Raw genomic sequence first — 24,606 nt, 5'->3', positions numbered from 1 at the left:
GCACGCAGGAGGTCAGCGGTTCGATCCCGCTTGGCTCCACCACTACTGCTTCTGAAGTTTGAAAGCTTAGAAATGAGCATTCCATCAGATGATGATGAATGTTGATTTCTAGTCTTTGACTAGATCGTTCTTTAAAAATTTGGGTATGTGATAGAAAGATAGACTGAGATCCACTTTCACTGGTGGTGATCAGGCTAAGGTAAAATTTGTGAGTTCTCTTAGTTGAGAAATTCGAATTTTCGGCGAATGTCGTCTTCACAGTATAACCAGATTGCTTGGGGTTATATGGTCAAGTGAAGAAGCGCATACGGTGGATGCCTTGGCAGTCAGAGGCGATGAAAGACGTGGTAGCCTGCGAAAAGCTTCGGGGAGTCGGCAAACAGACTTTGATCCGGAGATGTCTGAATGGGGGAACCCAGCCATCACAAGATGGTTATCTTGCACTGAATACATAGGTGCAAGAGGCGAACCAGGGGAACTGAAACATCTAAGTACCCTGAGGAAAAGAAATCAACCGAGATTCCCTTAGTAGTGGCGAGCGAACGGGGACTAGCCCTTAAGTGGCTTTGAGATTAGCGGAACGCTCTGGAAAGTGCGGCCATAGTGGGTGATAGCCCTGTACGCGAAAGTCTCTTAGTCATGAAATCGAGTAGGACGGAGCACGAGAAACTTTGTCTGAATATGGGGGGACCATCCTCCAAGGCTAAATACTACTGACTGACCGATAGTGAACTAGTACCGTGAGGGAAAGGCGAAAAGAACCCCGGAGAGGGGAGTGAAATAGATCCTGAAACCGTATGCGTACAAGCAGTGGGAGCAGACTTTGTTCTGTGACTGCGTACCTTTTGTATAATGGGTCAGCGACTTATTTTCAGTGGCGAGCTTAACCGAATAGGGGAGGCGTAGCGAAAGCGAGTCTTAATAGGGCGTCTAGTCGCTGGGAATAGACCCGAAACCGGGCGATCTATCCATGGGCAGGTTGAAGGTTAGGTAACACTGACTGGAGGACCGAACCGACTACCGTTGAAAAGTTAGCGGATGACCTGTGGATCGGAGTGAAAGGCTAATCAAGCTCGGAGATAGCTGGTTCTCCTCGAAAGCTATTTAGGTAGCGCCTCATGTATCACTGTAGGGGGTAGAGCACTGTTTCGGCTAGGGGGTCATCCCGACTTACCAAACCGATGCAAACTCCGAATACCTACAAGTGCCGAGCATGGGAGACACACGGCGGGTGCTAACGTCCGTCGTGAAAAGGGAAACAACCCAGACCGTCAGCTAAGGTCCCAAAGTTATGGTTAAGTGGGAAACGATGTGGGAAGGCTTAGACAGCTAGGAGGTTGGCTTAGAAGCAGCCACCCTTTAAAGAAAGCGTAATAGCTCACTAGTCGAGTCGGCCTGCGCGGAAGATGTAACGGGGCTCAAACCATACACCGAAGCTACGGGTATCACGCAAGTGATGCGGTAGAGGAGCGTTCTGTAAGCCTGTGAAGGTGAGTTGAGAAGCTTGCTGGAGGTATCAGAAGTGCGAATGCTGACATGAGTAACGACAATGGGTGTGAAAAACACCCACGCCGAAAGACCAAGGTTTCCTGCGCAACGTTAATCGACGCAGGGTTAGTCGGTCCCTAAGGCGAGGCTGAAAAGCGTAGTCGATGGAAAACAGGTTAATATTCCTGTACTTCTGGTTATTGCGATGGAGGGACGGAGAAGGCTAGGCCAGCTTGGCGTTGGTTGTCCAAGTTTAAGGTGGTAGGCTGAGATCTTAGGTAAATCCGGGATCTTAAGGCCGAGAGCTGATGACGAGTTGCCTTTAGGCGACGAAGTGGTTGATGCCATGCTTCCAAGAAAAGCTTCTAAGCTTCAGATAACCAGGAACCGTACCCCAAACCGACACAGGTGGTTGGGTAGAGAATACCAAGGCGCTTGAGAGAACTCGGGTGAAGGAACTAGGCAAAATGGCACCGTAACTTCGGGAGAAGGTGCGCCGGTGAGGGTGAAGGACTTGCTCCGTAAGCCCATGCCGGTCGAAGATACCAGGCCGCTGCGACTGTTTATTAAAAACACAGCACTCTGCAAACACGAAAGTGGACGTATAGGGTGTGACGCCTGCCCGGTGCCGGAAGGTTAATTGATGGGGTTAGCTAACGCGAAGCTCTTGATCGAAGCCCCGGTAAACGGCGGCCGTAACTATAACGGTCCTAAGGTAGCGAAATTCCTTGTCGGGTAAGTTCCGACCTGCACGAATGGCGTAACGATGGCGGCGCTGTCTCCACCCGAGACTCAGTGAAATTGAAATCGCTGTGAAGATGCAGTGTATCCGCGGCTAGACGGAAAGACCCCGTGAACCTTTACTATAGCTTTGCACTGGACTTTGAATTTGCTTGTGTAGGATAGGTGGGAGGCTTTGAAGCGTGGACGCCAGTTCGCGTGGAGCCATCCTTGAAATACCACCCTGGCAACTTTGAGGTTCTAACTCAGGTCCGTTATCCGGATCGAGGACAGTGTATGGTGGGTAGTTTGACTGGGGCGGTCTCCTCCTAAAGAGTAACGGAGGAGTACGAAGGTGCGCTCAGACCGGTCGGAAATCGGTCGTAGAGTATAAAGGCAAAAGCGCGCTTGACTGCGAGACAGACACGTCGAGCAGGTACGAAAGTAGGTCTTAGTGATCCGGTGGTTCTGTATGGAAGGGCCATCGCTCAACGGATAAAAGGTACTCCGGGGATAACAGGCTGATACCGCCCAAGAGTTCATATCGACGGCGGTGTTTGGCACCTCGATGTCGGCTCATCACATCCTGGGGCTGAAGCCGGTCCCAAGGGTATGGCTGTTCGCCATTTAAAGTGGTACGCGAGCTGGGTTTAGAACGTCGTGAGACAGTTCGGTCCCTATCTGCCGTGGACGTTTGAGATTTGAGAGGGGCTGCTCCTAGTACGAGAGGACCGGAGTGGACGAACCTCTGGTGTTCCGGTTGTCACGCCAGTGGCATTGCCGGGTAGCTATGTTCGGAAAAGATAACCGCTGAAAGCATCTAAGCGGGAAACTTGCCTCAAGATGAGATCTCACTGGAACCTTGAGTTCCCTGAAGGGCCGTCGAAGACTACGACGTTGATAGGTTGGGTGTGTAAGCGCTGTGAGGCGTTGAGCTAACCAATACTAATTGCCCGTGAGGCTTGACCATATAACACCCAAGCAATTTGACTACTCGAAAGAGCATCAGATTGCGGTGTGTGAAGACGCAATGAACCGAAAGTTCGATGCTCACAAAACACCGAAAACTATCCCATACCCAATTTGCTGAAGCGAGGCCAGCCGGCCACGAGTCAGTACCCGAATTTCTTGACGACCATAGAGCGTTGGAACCACCTGATCCCATCCCGAACTCAGAAGTGAAACGATGCATCGCCGATGGTAGTGTGGGGTTTCCCCATGTGAGAGTAGGTCATCGTCAAGATTAAATTCCGAAACCCCAATTGCGAAAGCAGTTGGGGTTTTGTTTTGCCCGCAGGAAAGTTCGTACAGCATTCTCGGACGCCTTGCGGCTGCCTCCAAGTTAAGTCAAGGCTTCTACGACCTTAAAGCTTTTCGTCAGCGCGCGATTGGCAGCTATTTACGCTTGGGTAGTGGAATTTAATGATCGGCTCTCCAGGGCGCCTCTGAGAGGGCTGGCAGCCTTGTGGTGCTGTTTGGATGGCGTCGCGTGGGAAGGGCCAGTCACTGGGTTCTACCAGCCTTTTCTGTGCCGGGATGCATTGCAATAGTTTTTGCAGGCAATGCGGGCGTCATCGAGCGGCTCAGGTCGAGGTGTCAGTGATTAACAGGCTGTCCCTGAGTCTGTCCCGACGGGCTGCTTTGGGGAGGGGGCGAAGTTGTCGCGTAGAGATGGGGATATTATCCCAGACAGCAAAAAGCCCGCAGTTAACGGGCTTTAGGGATGCTTCATAGACGCTGGTAGTCGTCTATCTACTGCTTGTGTGGTGCCCCGAGGGAGACTCGAACTCCCACTCCTTTCGAAAACGGATTTTGAATCCGCCGCGTCTACCAATTCCGCCATCAGGGCTCAATGGCGGCGAAGTATAGAGAGGTCCCTACCGTTGGTCAATCACGTTTCATGGTCAATTTTCGATATTTCCGCTAGACTTTCCGGCCCTGCTAGACGAACTCCATCATGCGCGTTGCTGACTTTACCTTCGAGCTTCCTGATTCGCTGATCGCCCGCCACCCTTTGGCCGAGCGTCGCGGTAGCCGCCTGTTGACCCTGGATGGGGTCAGCGGCGCCCTGGCACACCGTCAATTCACTGATCTGCTTGAGCATCTGCGCCCGGGCGATCTGATGGTGTTCAACAATACCCGGGTGATTCCGGCACGGCTGTTCGGCCAGAAGGCGTCCGGCGGCAAGCTGGAAATCCTCATCGAGCGCGTGCTCGACACGCACCGCGTGCTGGCCCATGTGCGTTCCAGCAAGTCGCCGAAACCGGGTTCAAGGATCCTTATCGACGGTGGTGGCGAGGCCGAGATGCTGACGCGTCACGATGCGCTGTTCGAGCTGGGTTTCTCTGAGGAAGTGCTGCCGCTGCTCGACCGCGTCGGGCACATGCCGCTGCCTCCTTATATAGATCGCCCGGACGAAGGTTCGGATCGCGAGCGTTATCAGACCGTTTACGCCGAGAGGCTGGGCGCGGTGGCTGCGCCGACCGCCGGGCTGCACTTCGACCAGACGCTGATGGAGGCGATTGCCGCCAAGGGCGTCGAGACTGCATTCGTCACGCTGCACGTTGGCGCTGGTACTTTCCAGCCAGTGCGGGTCGAGAAGATCGAAGATCACCACATGCACACCGAGTGGCTGGAAGTCGGCCAGGATGTGGTCGATGCCGTTGCCGCCTGCCGCGCCCGTGGTGGTCGGGTAATTGCCGTGGGCACCACCAGCGTGCGTTCGCTGGAAAGCGCCGCCCGCGATGGCGTGCTCAAGCCGTTCAGCGGCGATACCGACATCTTTATCTACCCGGGCCGGCCGTTCCATGTGGTCGATGCCTTGGTGACCAATTTCCATTTGCCCGAATCCACGCTGTTGATGCTGGTTTCGGCGTTTGCCGGTTACCCGGAAACCATGGCCGCCTATAAGGCCGCCGTGGACAACGGTTACCGCTTTTTCAGCTACGGTGATGCGATGTTCATCACCCGTAATCCCGCACCGACTGCCCCTGAACAGACAGGCCCAGAGGAAACAGAATGAGTCGCGAATGTCGCATGTCCTTTGAACTCCTGGCCACCGATGGCAAGGCCCGTCGTGGTCGCCTGACCTTCCCCCGTGGCACCGTCGAGACCCCGGCCTTCATGCCGGTGGGCACTTACGGCACGGTCAAAGGAATGTTGCCGCGTGATATCGAGGCGATTGGCGCGGAAATCATTCTGGGCAATACCTTCCACCTGTGGCTGCGCCCGGGCACCGAAGTGATCAAGGCTCACGGCGACCTGCACGACTTCATGCAGTGGAAAGGCCCGATCCTCACCGACTCCGGCGGCTTCCAGGTGTTTAGCCTCGGCGCCATGCGAAAGATCAAGGAGGAGGGCGTGACCTTCGCCTCCCCGGTCGACGGCTCGAAAGTGTTCATGGGCCCTGAAGAATCGATGCAGGTCCAGCGTGACCTGGGCTCGGACATCGTAATGATCTTCGACGAATGCACCCCGTATCCGGCCGACGAAGACGTTGCCCGTGTTTCCATGGAGCTGTCGTTGCGCTGGGCTCAGCGTTCGAAGAATGCCCATGGCGACAACACCGCTGCGCTGTTCGGTATCGTTCAGGGCGGCATGCACCAGGACCTGCGCATGCGTTCTCTGGAAGGCCTGGACAAGATCGGCTTCGACGGTCTGGCCATCGGCGGCCTGTCGGTGGGCGAGCCCAAGCACGAAATGATAAAGGTGCTGGATTATCTGCCAGGCATGATGCCGGCTGACAAACCTCGTTACCTTATGGGCGTTGGCAAACCGGAAGATCTGGTTGAGGGTGTGCGCCGCGGTGTGGACATGTTCGATTGCGTGATGCCAACCCGTAATGCCCGCAATGGGCATCTGTTCATTGATACAGGCGTGCTGAAGATCCGTAACGCGTTCCATCGCCATGATGATTCGCCGCTGGATCCGACCTGCGATTGCTATACCTGCCAGAACTTCTCGCGTGCTTATTTGCATCATCTGGACAAGTGCGGCGAAATGCTCGGCAGCATGCTCAATACCATCCACAATTTGCGCCATTATCAGGTGCTGATGGCTGGTTTGCGCGAGGCTATTCAACAGGGTACATTGGCCGCCTTTGTCGATGCCTTCTACGCCAAACGCGGGCTTCCCGTTCCGCCTTTGGACTGAGTTTTCTGACCCCAAGATTCAACATTTGCAACTGGAGTGCTAAATGAGCTTTTTTATCTCTAATGCCATGGCTGACGCGGCTGCACCGGCAGCAGCCGGCCCAATGGGTGGCGGCTTCGAGTGGATTTTCCTGGTTGGCTTCCTGGTCATCTTTTACCTGATGATCTGGCGTCCACAGGCCAAGCGCGCCAAAGAGCAGAAGAACCTGCTGAGCAGCCTGGCGAAGGGTGACGAAGTGGTTACCACCGGCGGCATCGCCGGCAAGATCACCAAAGTGGCCGACGACTTCGTGGTTCTGGAAGTTTCCGATACCGTGGAAATGAAGTTCCAGAAGGGCGCCATCGCCGCCACGCTGCCAAAAGGCACGCTGAAAGCGATCTAAGGTTCCAACTTCTACTCAATCGACGGGGCGCGCAAGGCGCCCCGCGTTCATAACGGGCGGCGTGATGCTGAACAAATATCCTCTGTGGAAATACATTCTGATCCTGGCGGTGCTGGCGATCGGTCTGATTTATTCCGCTCCCAATCTATACCCCGATGACCCGGCCATTCAGATCAGCGGCGCCAGCACGGCCCTGCAGGTCAATCAGTCCGATCTGGATCGCGTGAGCACGGCGCTCAAGGAATCCGGGATCAACGTCAAGGCATCGAGCCTGGCTGCGAACGGCAAGGGCGGTCTGATCCGTCTGACCAAGGCTGAAGACCAGCTACCGGCCAAGGACGTTGTACGCAAGGCATTGGGTGATGACTACGTCGTCGCACTTAACTTGGCACAGACCACCCCGCAATGGCTGCGCAGTGTGGCCGCGCACCCGATGAAGCTCGGTCTGGACTTGTCCGGTGGTGTGCACTTCCTGCTGGAAGTGGACATGGAAAAAGCCCTCGATGCACGCCTGAAAGTTTATGAAGGCGACGTCAAGAGCCTGCTGCGCAAAGAAAAACTGCGCTATCGCAGCCTGCCGCAACTGGGCGGTGCCATTCAGTTGGGTTTCAGCGATGCTGACTCCCGCGAGCAGGCCCGTGCGCTGATCCGCAAGAATTTCAACGATTTCGACATTGTTCCGGCCGACCTCAACGGTCAACCGGTGCTGCGTCTGGCGATGACCCCGGCCAAGCTGGCGGAAATCCGTGAATACTCCATCAAGCAGAACCTGACCACGGTACGTAACCGCGTTAACGAGCTGGGTGTTGCCGAGCCGATCGTTCAGCGTCAGGGCGCCAACCGCATCGTGGTTGAGCTGCCGGGCGTGCAGGACACTGCCGAAGCCAAGCGTATCCTCGGCAAGACCGCCAACCTCGAGTTCCGTCTGGCCGCCGAACCGGGTGCTTCGAAAGCCACTTCCGAGACTTTCGAGTTCCGCGAAGGCAAGCGTCCTCCGGCACAGATCGAGCGTAGCCTGATCATCACCGGTGACCAGGTGACCGATGCCAAGGCCGGTTTCGGCGAGCACGGCACACCTGAAGTGAACATCCGCCTGGATGGCCACGGTGGCGAGCTGATGAGTCGCGCGACCCGCAGCAACGTCGGTCGCAGCATGGCGGTGATCTTCATCGAGCAGCGTCCGGTGACCACCTACGTCAAGCAGATGGTCGACGGCGTCGAGAAAGATGTTGCCGTGCAGACCTTCAAGGAAGAGAAGAAGATCATCAGCCTGGCGACCATTCAGTCGCCGTTGGGTGCGCAATTCCGTATCACCGGCCTGAACGGCCAGGGCGAGTCTTCCGAACTGGCGCTGCTGCTGCGTGCCGGTGGTCTGGCGGCTCCGATGTACTTCGCTGAAGAACGTACCATTGGCCCGAGCCTGGGTGCGGACAACATCACCAAGGGTATCGATGCATCGTTGTGGGGCATGCTGTTCGTCTCCCTGTTCATCATCGCCATCTACCGCTTCTTCGGCCTGATCGCCACCGTCGCACTTGCGGTGAACATGGTGCTGCTGCTGGCGCTGATGTCGCTGCTGGGGGCAACCCTGACCCTGCCGGGTATTGCCGGTATCGTGTTGACCATGGGTATGGCGGTCGACGCCAACGTGCTGATCTTCTCGCGTATCCGTGAAGAGATCGCCGCCGGCATGACCGTGCAGCGTGCGATCAACGAGGGCTTCGGCCGGGCATTCACCGCGATTCTCGATGCCAACCTGACCACCTTGCTGGTCGGCGGCATCCTCTTCGCCATGGGCACCGGCCCGGTGAAGGGCTTCGCAGTAACCATGTCCCTCGGGGTTCTGACTTCGATGTTCACGGCCATCATGGTCACCCGCGCGATGGTCAACCTGATCTTCGGCGGTCGTGACTTCAAGAAGTTGTGGATTTAAGGGGCTGCCATGTTACGTACAATCAACTTCATGGGCGTCCGCAACTTCGCGTTCGGCGTCACAGTGTTCCTGACCTTGCTGGCTGTTTTCAGCGTATTCCACAAGGGCATGAACTGGGGGCTGGACTTCACCGGCGGTACGCTCATCGAGCTGACCTACGAGCGTCCGGCCGACGTCACCAAGGTGCGTGAGCAGCTGAATACTGCCGGTTATCACGAAGCGGTCGTGCAGAACTTCGGTGCGACCACCGATCTGCTGGTGCGCATGCCGGGGGAAGATCCACAGCTGGGCCATCAGGTCGCGGAAGCGCTGCAGAAGGTCGGCGGTGAAAACCCGGCGACGGTCAAGCGCGTCGAGTTCGTCGGCCCGCAGGTCGGTGAAGAGCTGCGCGATCAGGGCGGCCTCGGCATGCTGCTGGCGCTCGGCGGCATCCTGATCTACCTGGCTTTCCGCTTTCAGTGGAAATTCGCGGTCGGTGCCATCGTTTCGCTGATTCACGACGTGATCGTGACCGTGGGTATCCTGTCGTTCTTCCAGATCACCTTCGACCTTACGGTGCTGGCGGCGGTACTGGCGATCATTGGTTACTCGCTCAACGACACCATCGTCGTGTTCGACCGGGTGCGTGAGAACTTCCGTGTGCTGCGCAAGGCTTCGCTGATCGAGAACATCAACATCTCGACCACCCAGACCCTGTTGCGGACCATTGCAACTTCGGTTTCCACCTTGCTGGCGATCGCGGCACTGCTGTTCTTCGGTGGTGACAATCTGTACGGTTTCTCGCTGGCGCTGCTAGTGGGTGTTCTGGCGGGTACCTACTCGTCGATCTACATCGCCAACGTGGTGCTGATCTGGCTGAATCTGTCTTCGGAAGACCTGATTCCGCCGGCCAATACCGAGAAGGAAGTCGACGACCGTCCATAACGGTCATCGCTTCCCCGGTTGTCAGTCAAAAAAGGCGCGAGTTGAACTCGCGCCTTTTTTATTGCTCCAAGGCTGGGAGAAGCGCGGGCGCGTCCCGCATGTGATGGTCAGGAGGTTCATGTGAACAAGTCGTTGCTGGTTGGTGCGGTACTGGGTGCTGTCGGTGTGACTGCCGGGGGCGCTGTTGCCACCTACAGCCTGGTTAAAAGCGGCCCTGAGTATGCGCAGGTTCTGGCCGTTGAACCGGTCAAGACACAGATCAAGACGCCACGTGAAGTATGCAAGGATGTCGCTGTGACCCGGCAGGCGCCGGTCAAGGATCAACACCAGATTCTCGGTACCGCCATCGGTGCCGTGGCGGGTGGTTTGCTGGGTAACCAGATCGGTGGCGGCACTGGCAAGAAGATTGCCACGGTAGCTGGCGCGGTCGGTGGCGGTTATGCCGGCAACAAGGTGCAGGAGGGCATGCAGAATCGCGATACCTACACCACCACCCAGACTCGCTGTAATACGGTTAATGACATCAGCGACAAGGTCGTAGGCTATGACGTCCGCTACTCGCTGGACGGCAAGGAAGGCAAAGTGCGGATGGACCGTGATCCGGGCAACCAGATTCCGGTCGACAAGGAAGGCAAGCTGATCCTGTCGCAGGCGCAGCCTGGGCAATAAGCGGTTGTAGTAAAAAAGAAGCACCCTTCGGGGTGCTTTTTTGTGCTCGGGATTTATGTGATGACAGGCATAAAAAAAAAGCACCCAGGAAGGGTGCTTTTCCGGTTTCGCGAGAGGCTTAGCGCTTCAGCGAGGCCGGCAGGTGCGGCTGGATCGCCGTCAGAACTGCCTTGAAGCATTTTGTGTTGCCGGCAACGACGTGGCCTTTTTCAAGGAAGTCGTGACCGCCGGTGAAGTCGCTCACCAGGCCGCCTGCTTCCTGAATCAGCAGCGCGCCTGCAGCCATGTCCCATTCGGACAGACCCGACTCCCAGAAGGCGTCAAAACGACCGGCGGCCACGTAGGCCAGGTCCAGGCTCGCCGAACCGGCGCGGCGGATGCCGGCAGTCTGACCAACCAGGGCGCGGAACATGCCCAGGTAGTTGTCGAGGTTGTCCATCTGGTCGTCACGGAACGGGAAACCGGTACCGAGCAGAGCGCCGTCCAGGCTGGTACGACCGCTGACACGCAGGCGACGACCGTTCAGTTGAGCGCCACGACCACGGCTGGCGGTGAATTCTTCCTGGCGAACCGGATCCAGAACAACGGCGTGTTCCAGGCGACCACGGTATTTGCAGGCAATGCTGACAGCGAAGTGAGGAATGCCGCGCAGGAAATTGGTGGTGCCGTCCAGCGGATCGATGATCCACAGGTATTCTTCGCCTTCGATGCCGCTGCCGGCGTGCATGCCGGTCTCTTCACCCATGATCGAGTGATTCGGGTAAGCCTTGCGCAGGGCGTCGATGATTTTCTGTTCGGCGGCGCGATCGACCTCGGATACGTAATCCTTGGCGTCTTTTTCGTCGACCTTGATGGTATCCAGGCGCTCGATGGAGCGGAAGATCAGTTCACTGGCGCTGCGGGCGGCGCGCAGCGCGATATTCAGCATGGGCTGCATGGATGTGTCACCTAAGGTTGTTAAAGAAAGCCGCGCATTCTATCAGAACTTTTCTTCAGGTGAAGGTCGCTGTTCGCTTTCATAGCTTAACGGTAGGCTGTTCTGTAAGATTTGCACCCCTTTCCCCAGTCCGAGAGCGCCCGCCGTGCTGCAAAACATTCGTGTCGTCCTGGTCAATACCAGCCACCCGGGAAATATCGGCGGGACCGCGCGCGCCATGAAAAACATGGGTTTGTCGCGGCTGGTGCTGGTCGACCCGCGAGTCTTTCCGCATCACGAAGCCGATGCCCGCGCCTCGGGTGCTGGTGACATCCTTGAAAATGCGCAAGTCGTCGCCACCTTGGAAGACGCCCTGGTCGGTTGCAATCTGGTACTTGGCACCAGTGCTCGCGACCGGCGCATTCCCTGGCCGCTGCTGGATCCGCGCGAATGCGGGACCAAAGTGGTCGAGGAGGCCGGGCAGGGCGCGGAAATCGCGCTGGTGTTCGGGCGTGAAGACTCCGGCCTGACCAATGACGAGCTGCAACGATGTCACTTTCACGTGCACATCCCGTCCGATCCTGAATTCAGTTCGCTGAATCTCGGGGCGGCGGTGCAGGTGTTGAGCTATGAAGTGCGCATGGCCTGGCTGGCTGCCCAAGGGCAGCCGACCAAGATCGAGAAGGAAGAAGTGGCCTCCGTGAAAAGCGCCGAGCTGGCGACCATGGATGAGCTGGAACGATTCTATGAGCACCTGGAGCAGACCCTGGTGGCCATCGAATTCCTCGATCCGGAAAAGCCTCGGCACTTGATGGCACGCCTGCGCCGGTTGTACGGACGTAGCTCGGTCAGCCGGGCGGAAATGAATATTTTGCGTGGCATCCTCACGGAAACCCAGAAAGCGGCCCGTGGCGAGCTCCTTAAGCGGAAGGATTAATGATGTTCGAGCGTTTGCGTGAAGATATCCAGAGCGTATTCCACCGAGACCCGGCGGCGCGTAACGCTTTTGAAGTCCTGACCTGCTACCCCGGCATGCATGCAATCTGGATTCATCGACTGGCCGGCATGCTCTGGCGCAACGATCTGAAATGGCTGGCGCGGCTGGTGTCGAACTTCGGTCGCTGGCTGACCGGTATCGAGATTCATCCGGGCGCCAAGGTCGGGCGGCGCTTCTTTATCGACCATGGCATGGGCATCGTCATTGGCGAAACCGCAGAAATCGGCGATGACGTCACCATCTATCAAGGCGTGACCCTTGGCGGCACCAGCTGGAACAAAGGCAAGCGCCACCCGACGCTAGGTGATGGCGTTGTGGTGGGGGCTGGCGCGAAGGTGCTAGGGCCGTTCACGGTCGGCGCTGGCGCCAAGGTCGGCTCCAATGCCGTGGTGACCAAAGCGGTGCCGCCGGGCGCCACGGTGGTAGGCATTCCGGGGCGGATCATCGTCAAATCCGATGATGAAGCCGATGCCAAGCGCAAGGCGATGGCCGAGAAAATCGGCTTTGATGCTTACGGCGTGAGCGAAGATATGCCGGACCCTGTGGCGCGTGCCATTGGTCAACTGCTCGATCACCTGCAGGCGGTCGATGGCCGTCTGGAAGGGATGTGCGGCGCGCTGAAGGATCTGGGCAGTAATTACTGTGCGAAAGATCTGCCCGAGCTGCGTGAAGAAGACTTCGCCTGCGTCAAGGGCAAGGACGAATCCAAGCTCCACTGACGCCCCGGCAGGGGCTGCTGTCGACTGGTGTGCCATTGGGCCGCAGACCCTGCTATCATTCGCGCGCTCTTTTGCGGGTAAACCCGACTAAAGCACTAGGTCTTATAGTTGACTTAAATGCTCGGGAATTGCATACTCCCGTCCATTCCGAACTCCGTGGTAATTGTCCATGCGACTGACTACAAAAGGCCGATACGCCGTGACCGCCATGCTTGATCTGGCGTTGCACGCGCAGCACGGGCCGGTGTCCCTGGCCGATATCTCCGAGCGCCAAGGCATCTCCCTGTCCTATCTCGAACAGCTTTTCGCCAAGCTGCGCCGCAGCAACCTGGTTTCCAGTGTTCGCGGTCCGGGCGGTGGCTACCAGTTGTCCCGCGACATGCAGGGCATCCAGGTCGCTCAGGTGATCGATGCGGTGAACGAATCGGTCGATGCAACAAAATGCCAGGGCCAGGGCGATTGCCATTCCGGCGACACCTGCCTGACCCATCACCTGTGGTGCGACCTGAGCCTGCAGATTCACGAATTTCTCAGCGGTATCAGCTTGGCCGACCTCGTAACTCGCCGTGAGGTGCAGGAAGTGGCCCAGCGTCAGGATCAGCGTCGTTGCAATGGCAAGGCGCCGCGCCTGGACAAGATTGAAGCGTCCGCCGTCGAATGACAGCCAGAGAGCTAGCGGCACGCCAGCCAGCCTGATTTAGGAGATAGTCCATGAAATTGCCGATTTACCTTGATTACTCTGCGACCACCCCGGTCGATCCGCGCGTTGCGCAAAAAATGAGTGAATGCCTGCTGGTCGACGGAAACTTCGGTAACCCGGCGTCCCGTTCCCACGTGTTCGGCTGGAAGGCCGAAGAGTCCGTCGAAAACGCCCGTCGTCAGGTGGCCGATCTGGTCAACGCCGACCCGCGCGAAATCGTCTGGACCTCCGGTGCCACCGAGTCCGACAATCTGGCAATCAAGGGTGCGGCACATTTCTACGCCTCCAAGGGCAAACACCTGATCACCTCCAAGATCGAGCACAAGGCTGTCCTCGACACCATGCGCCAACTGGAGCGCGAAGGTTTCGAAGTCACCTACCTCGAGCCGACCGAAGACGGTCTGATCACACCGGCCATGATCGAAGCGGCGCTGCGCGAAGACACCATCCTGGTGTCGGTGATGCACGTGAACAACGAAATCGGCACGGTCAACGACATCGCCGCCATCGGTGAACTGACCCGTTCCAAGGGCATTTTGTTCCACGTCGACGCCGCTCAGTCCACCGGCAAGGTCGACATTGACCTGCAAAAGCTGAAAGTCGACATGATGTCGTTCTCTGCCCACAAGACCTACGGTCCTAAGGGCATCGGCGCGCTGTACGTCAGCCGCAAGCCGCGTGTGCGCATCGAGGCGACCATGCACGGTGGCGGTCACGAACGTGGCATGCGTTCCGGCACCCTGGCGACCCACCAGATCGTCGGCATGGGCGAAGCGTTCCGTGTGGCCAAGGAAGACATGGCTGCCGAAAACGTGCGCATCAAGGCCCTGAGCGATCGCTTCTACAAGCAGGTCGAACATCTGGAAGAGCTGTACGTCAACGGCAGCCTGACCGCCCGCGTTCCGCACAACCTGAACCTGAGCTTCAACTACGTTGAAGGCGAGTCGCTGATCATGGCGCTCAAGGATCTGGCGGTTTCTTCCGGTTCCGCGTGCACCTCGGCGTCCCTGGAGCCTTCGTACGTGTTGCGCGCCCTGGGCCGCAACGACGAACTGGCACACAGCTCGATCCGCTTCACCTTCGGTCGTTTCACCACCGAAGAGGAAATCGATTACGCCGCGCAGAAAGTCTGCGAGGCCGTTACCAAGCTGCGCGCTCTGTCGCCGCTGTGGGACATGTACAAAGACGGCGTCGATATCTCGAAGATCGAGTGGGCGGCACACTAAACATAGAAGCCGCCGGATACGGATCCTGTAGCGACGCGGCGATTTGCGCAGCGCAGTTGCAGGGTCTCAAGAGCGGCCCTGATGAGTGAGGATTGAGAATCATGGCTTACAGCGAAAAGGTCATCGACCACTACGAAAACCCGCGTAACGTCGGCAAGATGAACGCGGAAGATCCTGATGTCGGCACCGGAATGGTCGGCGCTCCGGCGTGCGGCGACGTGATGCGTCTGCAGATCAAGGTCAACGATCAGGGCGTTATCGAAGACGCCAAGTTCAAGACCTACGGCTGCGGCTCGGCTATCGCCTCCAGTTCCCTCGCCACCGAGTGGATGAAGGGCAAGACCCTGGACGAAGCTGAAACCATCAAGAACACCCAGCTGGCCGAAGAACTGGCCCTGCCTCCAGTGAAAATTCACTGCTCGGTTCTCGCTGAAGACGCCATCAAGGCGGCCGTTCGCGATTACAAGCAGAAGAAAGGCTTGATCTAAGCATTGGGCGACGAGTAAGGAGTCAACGATGGCTATCAGCATGACAGAAGCGGCTGCTCGACACGTGCGACGCTCCCTCGACGGGCGCGGCAAGGGTGAAGGGATTCGTCTGGGTGTTCGCACCACGGGCTGTTCCGGCCTTGCCTACGTGCTGGAGTTTGTCGATGAGGTGGTTGCAGAAGATCAGGTGTTCGAAAGTCACGGCGAAAAAGTGATTATCGACCCGAAAAGCCTGGCTTACCTCGACGGCACCGAGCTCGATTTCGTCAAGGAAGGGTTGAACGAAGGCTTCAAGTTCAACAACCCCAACGTGCGCGGTGAATGTGGCTGCGGCGAAAGCTTCAACATCTGAGGCTTGTCGTGGGTATTCCTTGTCATTTCGCTTTGTTCGAGCTGCAACCGGGCTTTCGTCTGGATCTTGAACAGTTGGCCACGCGCTATCGCGAGTTGGCGCGCGGCGTTCATCCTGACCGCTTCGCCGACGCTTCCGAGCGCGAGCAGCGTTCGGCGCTCGAGCAGTCTGCACGGCTCAATGATGCTTATCAGACGCTCAAGAGTCCGGCCCAGCGTGCGCGCTACCTGCTGACCATCAGCGGGCATGAAGTGCCGATGGAGGTCACGGTCCACGATCCCGAGTTTCTGTTGCAGCAGATGCAGTGGCGCGAAGAACTCGAAGATCTGCAGGACAGTGCCGATCTGGACGGTGTCGCGGCCTTCAAGCGTCGCCTGAAAACCGCCCAGGAAACGCTGAACGAAAGCTTCGCAGCCTGTTGGGATGATGTAGCGCAGCGCGAGCAGGCCGAGCGCCTGATGCGGCGCATGCAGTTCCTCGACAAACTCACCTACGAAGTGCGCCAGTTAGAAGAGCGCCTCGACGATTAACCCAGTGCCGCTCCGGTCGCACGCCTGATATACAGATAAGTCCTGATCACGATGGCCCTACTGCAGATCGCCGAACCCGGCCAAAGTCCTCAACCGCACCAGCGTCGTCTGGCTGTGGGGATCGACTTGGGCACTACCAATTCGCTGGTCGCTGCGTTGCGCAGTGGTCTTTCCGAGTCGCTGGCCGATGCCGAAGGGCGGGTCATCCTTCCTTCCGCCGTGCGTTATCACGCCGATCGCGTCGAAGTCGGCGAGTCGGCCAAGCTGGCCGCGTCCTCCGACCCCCTGAATACCGTGCTGTCGGTCAAGCGCCTGATGGGCCGTGGCTTGTCCGACGTCAAACAATTGGGCGATCAGCTGCCGTACCGCTTTGTCGGCGGCGAATCCCACATGCCGTTCATCGACACCGTGCAGGGGCCGAAAAGCCCGGTTGAAGTCTCCGCTGATATCCTCAAAGTGCTGCGCCAGCGCGCGGAAGCGACCTTGGGCGGTGAGCTGGTGGGTGCGGTGATCACCGTTCCGGCCTATTTCGACGACGCTCAGCGGCAAGCTACGAAGGATGCGGCGAAGCTTGCCGGTCTGAACGTGCTGCGCCTGCTCAACGAACCGACCGCCGCTGCGGTGGCTTATGGTCTGGATCAGCATGCCGAAGGCCTGGTCGCCATTTATGATCTGGGCGGCGGTACTTTTGATATTTCCATTCTGCGCCTGACCGGCGGCGTCTTCGAAGTTCTGGCCACCGGTGGCGACAGTGCCCTGGGCGGTGACGATTTCGATCACGCGATTGCCGGCTGGATCATTGAGAGCGCGGGCCTGTCCGCCGATCTCGATCCGGGTGCGCAGCGCAATCTGCTGCAAACCGCTTGTGCGGCCAAGGAAGCCCTGACGAATGCCGACAGTGTTGAAGTTGCTTATGGTGACTGGAAAGCACAGCTGACCCGCGAGGCCTTCGATGCATTGATCGAGCCAATGGTCGCCCGCAGCCTGAAAGCCTGCCGCCGTGCCGTTCGTGACTCCGGTATCGAGCTGGAAGACGTGCATGCCGTGGTCATGGTGGGTGGTTCGACCCGCGTTCCACGTGTTCGCGAAGCTGTCGCCGAAGCCTTCGGTCGTCAACCATTGACCGAAATCGACCCGGATCAGGTGGTGGCCATTGGTGCCGCGATCCAGGCCGATACACTGGCCGGCAACAAGCGCGATGGCGGCGAACTGCTGCTGCTCGACGTGATTCCGCTGTCCCTGGGGCTGGAAACCATGGGCGGCCTGATGGAGAAGGTGATTCCGCGCAACACCACCATCCCGGTTGCCCGCGCTCAGGACTTCACCACTTATAAAGACGGCCAGTCGGCCATGGCGATCCATGTGTTGCAGGGCGAGCGCGAGCTGATCAGCGACTGCCGCTCTCTGGCGCGTTTCGAATTGCGCGGCATTCCGGCAATGGTCGCCGGTGCAGCCAAGATTCGCGTGACCTTCCAGGTCGATGCCGACGGTCTGCTCAGCGTTTCTGCCCGTGAACTGGGTTCGGGCGTTGAAGCCAGCATTCAGGTCAAGCCGTCCTACGGCCTGACCGATGGCGAAATCGCCAAAATGCTCAAGGATTCGTTCCAGCACGCCAATGACGACAAGGTCGCTCGTGTTCTGCGTGAGCAGCAAGTCGATGCCCAGCGCCTGATCGAAGCGGTGCAGGGCGCTCTGGAGGCGGATGGCGAGCGTTTGCTCGACGCCGAAGAGCGCATGGTCATCGATCTGCAGGTGCAGGAACTGACCGAACTGATGAAAGGTACCGATGGTTATGCCATCGAGCAGCAGACGAAGCGTCTGTCGCAAGTGACCGATGCTTTTGCAGCCCGTCGTATGGATCAGACGGTGAAAGCCGCTCTGTCGGGGCGCAATCTGAATGAAATCGAGGATATCTGATGCCGCAGGTCATTTTTCTGCCACACGAGAAGTTCTGCCCTGAAGGCATGGTGGTCGAGGCTGAGCCCGGCACTTCGATTCTCGAGCTGGCCCACGAACACCATATCGAGATGGAAAGCGCCTGTGGCGGCGTCTGCGCTTGCACCACCTGTCACTGCATCATCCGCGAGGGGTTCGACTCGCTGGAAGAAGCTGACGAGTTGGAGGAAGATTTCCTTGATCGTGCCTGGGGTCTGGAGGCGCAGTCGCGCCTGGCCTGTCAGGCCATCGTCGGCGAGGAAGACCTCACCGTCGAGATTCCGAAATATTCGCTTAACCATGCGGCCGAGGCGCCGCACTGACTGGTAAGACTGTCATGAGCTACGGTTGGAATGATGTTCAACGTATTGCAGAAGAGCTGGCCGAAGCCAAGCCGGACGTCGATCCGCTCTCTGTCAATTTCGTCGACTTGCAGCGATGGATCATGGAGCTGCCCGATTTCGACAACACCTCTGGCCGGGTCGGCGAGAAAGTGTTGGAAGCGGTTCAGGCGCTCTGGATCGAAGAAGTAGACTGATCATCCTTGCAGGTTAGGCAATACCCAAGAACCCGCGTATAATTCGCGGGTTTAATTTTTCGCAAATTACCGTTTCTGGAGTTACACCATGGCTGTTCAACGTACTTTCTCCATCATCAAGCCTGACGCTGTTGCAAAAGGCGCTGCCGGCGAAATCGTTACCCGTTTCGAAAAGGCTGGTCTGAAAGTGGTTGCCTCGAAAATGAAGCAACTGTCCAAAGCCGAAGCTGAAGGCTTCTACGCTGAGCACAAAGAGCGCGGCTTCTTCGGTGACCTGGTTGCTTTCATGATCTCCGGTCCGGTTGTTGTTCAGGTTCTGGAAGGCGAAAACGCCATCGCTCGCAACCGTGAGCTGATGGGCGCTACCAACCCTAAAGAAGCTGCTGCCGGCACCATCCGTGCTGACTTCGCTGAGTCGATCGACGCCAACGCCGTTCACGGTTCGGACTCCGAAGCCGCTGCCGCTCGCGAAATCTCGTACTTCTTCGCAGCTACTGAAGTAACCACTCGCTAAGCATTGGCTTAAGAGTGAAGGTGAATCCATGACTACATCGACTGTTAAAACCAACCTGCTGGGTCTGACCCAGCCGGAAATGGAAAAATTCTTCGACTCAATCGGGGAGAAGCGTTTCCGTGCCGGTCAGGTAATGAAATGGATTCACCACTTTGGCGTCGATGATTTCGACGCCATGACGAACGTCAGCAAGGCCTTGCGCGAAAAGCTCAAGGCTGTTGCTGAAGTTCGTGGTCCCGAAGTGGTCAGCGAGGACATTTCCAGCGACGGCACCCGCAAGTGGGTGGTGCGCGTGGCGTCCGGCAGCTGTGTCGAGACCGTTTACATTCCCCAGGGCAAGCGCGGCACTCTGTGCGTTTCGTCCCAGGCAGGCTGTGCCCTGGACTGCAGTTTCTGCTCCACCGGCAAGCAAGGCTTCAACAGCAACCTCACCGCCGCCGAAGTCATCGGCCAGGTGTGGATTGCCAACAAATCCTTCGGCAGTGTTCCGGCTACCATCGACCGCGCCATCACCAACGTGGTGATGATGGGCATGGGCGAACCGCTGCTGAACTTCGACAACGTCGTGGCCGCCATGCATCTGATGATGGATGACCTGGGCTACGGGATCTCCAAGCGCCGCGTGACCCTGTCCACGTCGGGTGTGGTGCCGATGATCGATGAGCTGGCTAAGCACATCGATGTGTCCCTGGCGTTGTCCCTGCACGCACCGAATGACGCATTGCGTAACCAATTGGTGCCGATCAACAAGAAATATCCGCTTAAGATGCTCCTCGATTCGTGCGTTCGCTACATGTCCGCCCTGGGCGAGAAACGTGTGCTGACCATCGAGTACACCTTGCTCAAGGACGTCAACGACAAGCTTGAACACGCGGTGGAAATGATCGAGCTGCTCAAGGATATTCCCTGCAAGATCAACCTGATTCCGTTCAACCCGTTCCCGCATTCCGGTTACGAGCGACCAAGCAACAACGCGATTCGCCGGTTCCAGGATCAGCTGCATCAGGCAGGTTACAACGTCACTGTGCGCACCACCCGTGGTGAAGACATCGACGCAGCTTGCGGTCAATTGGTAGGGCAGGTGCTGGATCGCACCCGTCGCAGTGAACGTTACATCGCCGTGCGCGAATTGAGCGCCGACAGCGATCTGGCACAAAACGCCGCGAACACTAACTAAGAGAGGATCTCTATGTCCCTGCGCTTTGCGCTGCTGTTGCTGTTGGCCAGCCTGTGTGCTGGCTGTGTCCTGTCGGGTGATTACAACCCGATGAAGACCAGCAAGGGCCGCGACGAAGCGCGGGCTGCCTACGTGCAGCTGGGGCTGGGATACTTGCAGCAAGGCATGACCGAACGGGCCAAGATACCCTTGAAAAAGGCCCTTGAGCTTGACGGTTCCGATCCCGACGCCAACGCCGCCCTTGGGCTGGTCTTTCAGTCCGAGATGGAGCCTAAGCTGGCCGACGAACACTTTCGCAAGGCACTGTCCTCCCGTCCCGCCGATGCCCGCATCCTGAACAATTACGGCAGTTTTCTCTACGAAGAGCAGCGTTACAAGGAAGCCTACGAGCGTTTTGAACAGGCCGCCGCCGATACCCTGTATCCTGAGCGTTCGCGTGTGTTCGAGAACCTCGGCATGACGGCGTCCAAGCTTGGCCAGCGTGACTTGGCCCGGCAGCAACTGGAAAAAGCATTGCGTTTGAACCGTCAGCAACCACGGGCGTTGCTGGAAATGGCTGAGTTGTCATTCGAAGACAGGCATTATGTGCCCGCGCGTGACTATTACGACCGTTTCAGCCAGCTGTCCGAGCAAAATGCACGTAGTCTGTTGCTCGCGGTTCGGTTGGCAAAAGTGTTTGAAGATCGCGACAAGGCCGCCAGTGCGGGCCTGCAATTAAAACGACTCTATCCCGGTACGCCGGAATATCAGCAATACCTGTCGGAGCAATGATGAAAGCGGCGCATCCCGAAGTTGTAGCAGCGAATCGCGTTAACCCCGGTGAGACCTTGCGCCAGGCCCGCGAAAGCAATGGCTGGTCGCTGGCCGAAGTGGCCCTCAAGCTCAACCTCACCGTGACTTCCCTGACCAACCTCGAAGCCGGTGCGTTCGACAAGCTGCCCGGGCATACCTTCGCTCGCGGCTATATCCGCGCCTATGCCAAATTGCTCGGCATGGATCAGGCGGTCCTGGTCCAGCAGTTCGACCAGTCCACCGGCACCGACTCCCAGGGCAGCAATGTCCATGCCTTGGGCAGGATTGAAGAGCCGGTCCGGGTTTCCCACACCATTTTGCGGATCGTCAGCCTGTTGCTGCTGATCGCAGTCATCGGCGGCGGTTTTGTCTGGTGGCAGGATCAGACCTCGCTGCGCACCAAGGATCTGACCAGCCTGGCCCCGGAGCACGTTGAAGTCGAAGGCGCCGATGGCACCACGCAGATTCATCCGATCGACGAGCCGGAAGACCAGGCCGTTACCGAAGGTCAGACCGAGGGCGCGACAGCGCTGGCACTGCCCCAATCGGAAACCGCTGCTGAGTCGACCGGTGCCGAGCCAGTTGTTCCGGCAGCCGCACCGGCCGTACCTGCTGCCCCGGCGGCGACGCCGGCTGCTCCGGCTCATGCCCCGGCCCCGGTTGTCGCCACTCCAGTTGCACCTGCCACTAATGTTCCGGCGACTCCGGCACCGACTGTCACCGCACCCGTAGTCCCGGCCACTCCGGCACCCACCGCAGAAACCGCTGCGCCGGTAGCAGGCGAAGGTCAGGTGCAGCTGCAGTTCACCGGCGATTGCTGGGCACAGGTCACCGATGGTCGCGGCAAGGTTCTGTTCAGCGGTCTGAAACATAAAGGCGACAGCGTCTCCGTGGCAGGCAAGCCACCGCTGGCTGTTCGTCTGGGTGTTGCCCGGGCCGCGCAGGTCAGCTACAACGGCCAGCCGGTCGATATCGCTCCGTTCACCAGTGGCGAGACTGCTCGCCTGAAGTTGGGTCAATAAGTCATGCACGGCGAATCTCCAATCAAACGTCGCGAATCGCGCAAGATCTGGGTCGGTAACGTGCCTGTGGGCGGCGATGCACCTATCGCGGTGCAAAGCATGACCAACAGCGACACCAACGATGTTGCGGCCACCGTGGCCCAGATCAACCGTCTGGAAGCCGCTGGCGTCGACATCGTTCGCGTATCGGTGCCGGACATGGACGCCGCCGAGGCGTTCGGCAAGATCAAGCAACTGGTCAAGGTGCCATTGGTTGCCGACATCCACTTCGACTACAAGATCGCTTTGCGCGTGGCCGAACTGGGTGTGGACTGCCTGCGCATCAACCCGGGCAACATCGGTCGCGAAGACCGCGTGCGTGCGGTGGTCGATGCTGCCCGTGACCGCGGGATTCCGATCCGTATCGGCGTCAACGCCGGTTCCCTGGAAAAAGACCTGCAGAAGAAATACGGTGAGCCGACCCCGGCCGCGCTGGTCGAGTCCGCGCTGCGTCATGTCGAACACCTCGAACGCCTGAATTTCCAGGACTTCAAGGTCAGCGTGAAGGCCTCCGACGTGTTCATGGCCGTCGAGGCCTACCGCCTGCTGGCGAAAGAAATCGTCCAGCCACTGCACCTGGGCATCACCGAAGCCGGTGGATTGCGCTCCGGTACAGTGAAATCCGCCGTGGGCCTAGGTATGCTGCTCGCCGAGGGAATTGGCGATACCATCCGCATCTCGCTGGCGGCCGATCCGGTCGAGGAAGTGAAGGTCGGTTACGACATCCTCAAGTCTTTGCATCTGCGTTCCCGTGGCATCAACTTCATCGCCTGCCCGAGCTGCTCGCGGCAGAATTTCGATGTGGTCAAGACCATGAACGAGCTGGAAGGGCGCCTTGAAGACCTGCTGGTGCCGCTGGATGTTGCGGTGATCGGTTGCGTGGTCAACGGTCCCGGCGAAGCCAAGGAAGCCCATATCGGGTTGACCGGCGGTACGCCGAACCTGATTTATATCGACGGCAAGCCGTCGCAGAAACTGACGAATGACAATCTGGTGGACGAGCTGGAAAAGCTGATCCGCGAGAAGGCGGCCGAGAAGGTCGAAGCCGACGCAGCGGTCATCGCGCGCGGCTGATCGAACGAATTAAGGAATTTCTGTGAGCAAGTCCCTGCAAGCCATTCGTGGCATGAACGACATCCTGCCGGAACAGACTCCGGTATGGCGCTACTTCGAAGGCACCGTTTCGCGTTTGCTGGATAACTACGGTTACAAGCAGATCCGCATGCCGATCGTCGAGTTCACCGAGCTGTTCAAGCGCTCGATCGGTGAAGTGACCGATATCGTCGAAAAAGAGATGTACACCTTCGACGACCGCAACGGCGACTCCCTGACCCTGCGTCCGGAAGGCACCGCTGCGTGCGTGCGTGCCGTGCTCGAGCATGGCATCACCGGCGGTGGCCAGGTGCAGAAACTCTGGTACATCGGTCCGATGTTCCGTCACGAGCGTCCGCAGAAAGGCCGTTATCGCCAGTTCCACCAGATCGGTCTGGAAGTCTTCAACCTCGACGGTCCGGACATCGACGCCGAGCTGATCATCATGACCTGGCGCCTTTGGGGCGAGCTGGGCATCCGTGATGCCGTCAAGCTCGAACTCAACAGCCTTGGCACCAGCGAGTCCCGCGGCCGTTATCGTGAAGCGCTGGTCGAGTACCTCTCGGCGCACCACGACAAACTGGACGAAGACAGCCAGCGTCGCCTGAAGTCCAACCCGCTGCGCGTGCTCGACACCAAGAACGCCGACACCCAGGCGGTGCTGGTCGATGCGCCAAAGATGGCGGATTACCTGGATGAAGAGTCCCGTGCCCACTTCGAAGGTCTGAAGGCCCGTCTGGATGCTGTCGGCATTCCTTACGTGCTCAACCCGAAACTGGTGCGCGGCCTCGATTACTACAGCAAAACCGTATTCGAATGGGTCACCGACAAGCTCGGCGCCCAAGGCACTGTGTGCGCGGGCGGCCGTTACGACGGTCTGGTCGAGCAGATGGGCGGCAAGCCGACTCCGGGCGTCGGTTTCGCCATGGGCATCGAGCGCCTGGTGCTGATGCTGGAAACCCTGGAGCAGATCCCGCAAGAGCTTTCCCGTCAAGTCGACGTCTACCTCTGCGCCTTTGGCGAAGAGGCGGAGCTGGCCGGTCTGGCCCTGGCCGAGCGTGTACGCGACCAGTTGCCGAACCTGCGCCTGCAGGTCAATGCCGGTGCCGGCAGCTTCAAGAGCCAGTTCAAGAAAGCCGACAAGAGCGGTGCGCTGTATGCACTGATCCTCGGTGACGACGAAATGGCCCAGCAAGTGGTAGGTTTCAAACCCCTGCGTGGCCAGGGCGAACAACAAAGCATTGCCTGGGATGCGCTTGCCGCTCACCTGGCCACCTGCGTCGTGCAGGGTTGAAGCTGTT

General features: G+C 58.4%; 23 protein-coding genes, 2 tRNA genes and 2 rRNA genes (1 of these 27 running past the window's edge). 25 read left to right on the top strand and 2 right to left on the bottom strand.

Annotation, left to right across the window (positions count from 1 at the left end; genetic code table 11):
• The 3 genes from NH234_RS24415 to rrf all read left to right on the top strand — a co-directional run.
• Positions 1 to 42, top strand: a tRNA-Ala gene (locus NH234_RS24415); it begins 34 nt to the left of the window's first position.
• Between the two features lie 245 nt (positions 43 to 287).
• Positions 288 to 3,178, top strand: a 23S ribosomal RNA gene (locus NH234_RS24410).
• Between the two features lie 157 nt (positions 3,179 to 3,335).
• Positions 3,336 to 3,451: ribosomal RNA gene (gene rrf / locus NH234_RS24405) — 5S ribosomal RNA — on the top strand.
• A gap of 521 nt (positions 3,452 to 3,972) precedes the next feature.
• Here the strand turns inward: rrf and NH234_RS24400 are convergent.
• A tRNA-Leu gene (locus NH234_RS24400) sits at positions 3,973 to 4,057 on the bottom strand.
• A gap of 108 nt (positions 4,058 to 4,165) precedes the next feature.
• On the opposite strand from NH234_RS24400, the gene queA reads away from it, so the two are divergent.
• The 6 genes from queA to NH234_RS24370 all read left to right on the top strand — a co-directional run bounded on the left by queA (position 4,166) and on the right by NH234_RS24370 (position 10,268).
• A complete protein-coding gene (gene queA / locus NH234_RS24395; RefSeq protein ID WP_085734090.1) occupies positions 4,166 to 5,230 on the top strand; it encodes a tRNA preQ1(34) S-adenosylmethionine ribosyltransferase-isomerase QueA in 1,065 nt (354 codons plus the stop codon).
• 14 nt (positions 5,231 to 5,244) lie between these two features.
• The gene (gene tgt / locus NH234_RS24390) at positions 5,245 to 6,360 is read left to right on the top strand and encodes a tRNA guanosine(34) transglycosylase Tgt (RefSeq protein ID WP_162803510.1); all 1,116 of its coding nucleotides are present in this window, start codon (positions 5,245 to 5,247) and stop codon (positions 6,358 to 6,360) included.
• A gap of 43 nt (positions 6,361 to 6,403) precedes the next feature.
• Positions 6,404 to 6,742 (top strand): preprotein translocase subunit YajC, encoded by a 339-nt coding sequence (gene yajC / locus NH234_RS24385; protein WP_003227923.1) that lies wholly within the window; start codon positions 6,404 to 6,406, stop codon positions 6,740 to 6,742.
• Between the two features lie 64 nt (positions 6,743 to 6,806).
• A complete protein-coding gene (secD, locus tag NH234_RS24380; protein ID WP_085734092.1) occupies positions 6,807 to 8,675 on the top strand; it encodes a protein translocase subunit SecD in 1,869 nt (622 codons plus the stop codon).
• 9 nt (positions 8,676 to 8,684) lie between these two features.
• Positions 8,685 to 9,599: a protein translocase subunit SecF gene (secF, locus tag NH234_RS24375; protein WP_085734093.1), complete on the top strand. Its 915-nt coding sequence runs from the start codon at positions 8,685 to 8,687 to the stop codon at positions 9,597 to 9,599.
• A gap of 120 nt (positions 9,600 to 9,719) precedes the next feature.
• The gene (locus NH234_RS24370; RefSeq protein WP_085709392.1) at positions 9,720 to 10,268 is read left to right on the top strand and encodes a glycine zipper 2TM domain-containing protein; all 549 of its coding nucleotides are present in this window, start codon (positions 9,720 to 9,722) and stop codon (positions 10,266 to 10,268) included.
• Between the two features lie 118 nt (positions 10,269 to 10,386).
• Here the strand turns inward: NH234_RS24370 and suhB are convergent, their stop codons facing one another.
• Complete coding sequence (gene suhB, locus NH234_RS24365; protein WP_085709393.1) at positions 10,387 to 11,205, bottom strand: inositol-phosphate phosphatase; 819 nt, start codon at positions 11,203 to 11,205, stop codon at positions 10,387 to 10,389.
• A gap of 145 nt (positions 11,206 to 11,350) precedes the next feature.
• Between suhB and trmJ the strand changes: the two genes are divergently transcribed.
• From trmJ to hisS, 16 genes are all read left to right on the top strand, one after another.
• Positions 11,351 to 12,121 carry a tRNA (cytosine(32)/uridine(32)-2'-O)-methyltransferase TrmJ gene (trmJ, locus tag NH234_RS24360; protein WP_085734094.1) on the top strand — a complete coding sequence of 257 codons (771 nt, stop codon included), beginning with the start codon at positions 11,351 to 11,353 and terminating at the stop codon, positions 12,119 to 12,121.
• 2 nt (positions 12,122 to 12,123) lie between these two features.
• Positions 12,124 to 12,900, top strand: coding sequence for a serine O-acetyltransferase (cysE, locus tag NH234_RS24355; protein ID WP_085734095.1), 777 nt, complete (start codon positions 12,124 to 12,126; stop codon positions 12,898 to 12,900).
• A 169-nt stretch (positions 12,901 to 13,069) separates the two neighbouring features.
• Complete coding sequence (iscR, locus tag NH234_RS24350; protein ID WP_007956690.1) at positions 13,070 to 13,561, top strand: Fe-S cluster assembly transcriptional regulator IscR; 492 nt, start codon at positions 13,070 to 13,072, stop codon at positions 13,559 to 13,561.
• Positions 13,562 to 13,611: 50 nt separating this feature from the next.
• Positions 13,612 to 14,826: an IscS subfamily cysteine desulfurase gene (locus tag NH234_RS24345; RefSeq protein ID WP_169431785.1), complete on the top strand. Its 1,215-nt coding sequence runs from the start codon at positions 13,612 to 13,614 to the stop codon at positions 14,824 to 14,826.
• Positions 14,827 to 14,927: 101 nt separating this feature from the next.
• A complete protein-coding gene (gene iscU, locus NH234_RS24340; RefSeq protein ID WP_003227907.1) occupies positions 14,928 to 15,314 on the top strand; it encodes a Fe-S cluster assembly scaffold IscU in 387 nt (128 codons plus the stop codon).
• A gap of 28 nt (positions 15,315 to 15,342) precedes the next feature.
• Positions 15,343 to 15,666 carry an iron-sulfur cluster assembly protein IscA gene (gene iscA, locus NH234_RS24335; RefSeq protein ID WP_003227904.1) on the top strand — a complete coding sequence of 108 codons (324 nt, stop codon included), beginning with the start codon at positions 15,343 to 15,345 and terminating at the stop codon, positions 15,664 to 15,666.
• 8 nt (positions 15,667 to 15,674) lie between these two features.
• Positions 15,675 to 16,196: a co-chaperone HscB gene (gene hscB / locus NH234_RS24330; RefSeq protein ID WP_085734096.1), complete on the top strand. Its 522-nt coding sequence runs from the start codon at positions 15,675 to 15,677 to the stop codon at positions 16,194 to 16,196.
• A 51-nt stretch (positions 16,197 to 16,247) separates the two neighbouring features.
• Positions 16,248 to 18,113: a Fe-S protein assembly chaperone HscA gene (hscA, locus tag NH234_RS24325; protein ID WP_367254502.1), complete on the top strand. Its 1,866-nt coding sequence runs from the start codon at positions 16,248 to 16,250 to the stop codon at positions 18,111 to 18,113.
• On the top strand, positions 18,113 to 18,454 hold the full coding sequence (gene fdx / locus NH234_RS24320; RefSeq protein WP_041071821.1) for an ISC system 2Fe-2S type ferredoxin: 342 nt from the start codon (positions 18,113 to 18,115) through the stop codon (positions 18,452 to 18,454). The genes hscA and fdx overlap by 1 nt, the downstream gene beginning before the upstream one ends.
• A 14-nt stretch (positions 18,455 to 18,468) precedes the next feature.
• The gene (gene iscX, locus NH234_RS24315) at positions 18,469 to 18,669 is read left to right on the top strand and encodes a Fe-S cluster assembly protein IscX (RefSeq protein WP_027619659.1); all 201 of its coding nucleotides are present in this window, start codon (positions 18,469 to 18,471) and stop codon (positions 18,667 to 18,669) included.
• Between the two features lie 88 nt (positions 18,670 to 18,757).
• Positions 18,758 to 19,183 carry a nucleoside-diphosphate kinase gene (ndk, locus tag NH234_RS24310; RefSeq protein ID WP_003227894.1) on the top strand — a complete coding sequence of 142 codons (426 nt, stop codon included), beginning with the start codon at positions 18,758 to 18,760 and terminating at the stop codon, positions 19,181 to 19,183.
• Between the two features lie 28 nt (positions 19,184 to 19,211).
• Positions 19,212 to 20,360 (top strand): 23S rRNA (adenine(2503)-C(2))-methyltransferase RlmN, encoded by a 1,149-nt coding sequence (gene rlmN / locus NH234_RS24305; protein WP_085709400.1) that lies wholly within the window; start codon positions 19,212 to 19,214, stop codon positions 20,358 to 20,360.
• A gap of 12 nt (positions 20,361 to 20,372) precedes the next feature.
• Positions 20,373 to 21,131 (top strand): type IV pilus biogenesis/stability protein PilW, encoded by a 759-nt coding sequence (gene pilW / locus NH234_RS24300; protein ID WP_367254500.1) that lies wholly within the window; start codon positions 20,373 to 20,375, stop codon positions 21,129 to 21,131.
• On the top strand, positions 21,131 to 22,174 hold the full coding sequence (locus NH234_RS24295; RefSeq protein WP_367254499.1) for a RodZ domain-containing protein: 1,044 nt from the start codon (positions 21,131 to 21,133) through the stop codon (positions 22,172 to 22,174). The genes pilW and NH234_RS24295 overlap by 1 nt, the downstream gene beginning before the upstream one ends.
• 3 nt (positions 22,175 to 22,177) lie before the next feature.
• Positions 22,178 to 23,287, top strand: coding sequence for a flavodoxin-dependent (E)-4-hydroxy-3-methylbut-2-enyl-diphosphate synthase (gene ispG, locus NH234_RS24290; RefSeq protein WP_007956680.1), 1,110 nt, complete (start codon positions 22,178 to 22,180; stop codon positions 23,285 to 23,287).
• Positions 23,288 to 23,309: 22 nt separating this feature from the next.
• Positions 23,310 to 24,599, top strand: a complete 1,290-nt coding sequence (gene hisS / locus NH234_RS24285) for a histidine--tRNA ligase (protein WP_085734101.1) — start codon at positions 23,310 to 23,312, stop codon at positions 24,597 to 24,599.
• Positions 24,600 to 24,606 lie beyond the last annotated feature (7 nt).

Source organism: Pseudomonas sp. stari2, assembly GCF_040760005.1.
GTDB lineage: Bacteria > Pseudomonadota > Gammaproteobacteria > Pseudomonadales > Pseudomonadaceae > Aquipseudomonas.
The sequence above is the reverse complement of the archived record's forward strand: the minus strand, read 5'-3'. Positions and strand labels throughout refer to the sequence as shown.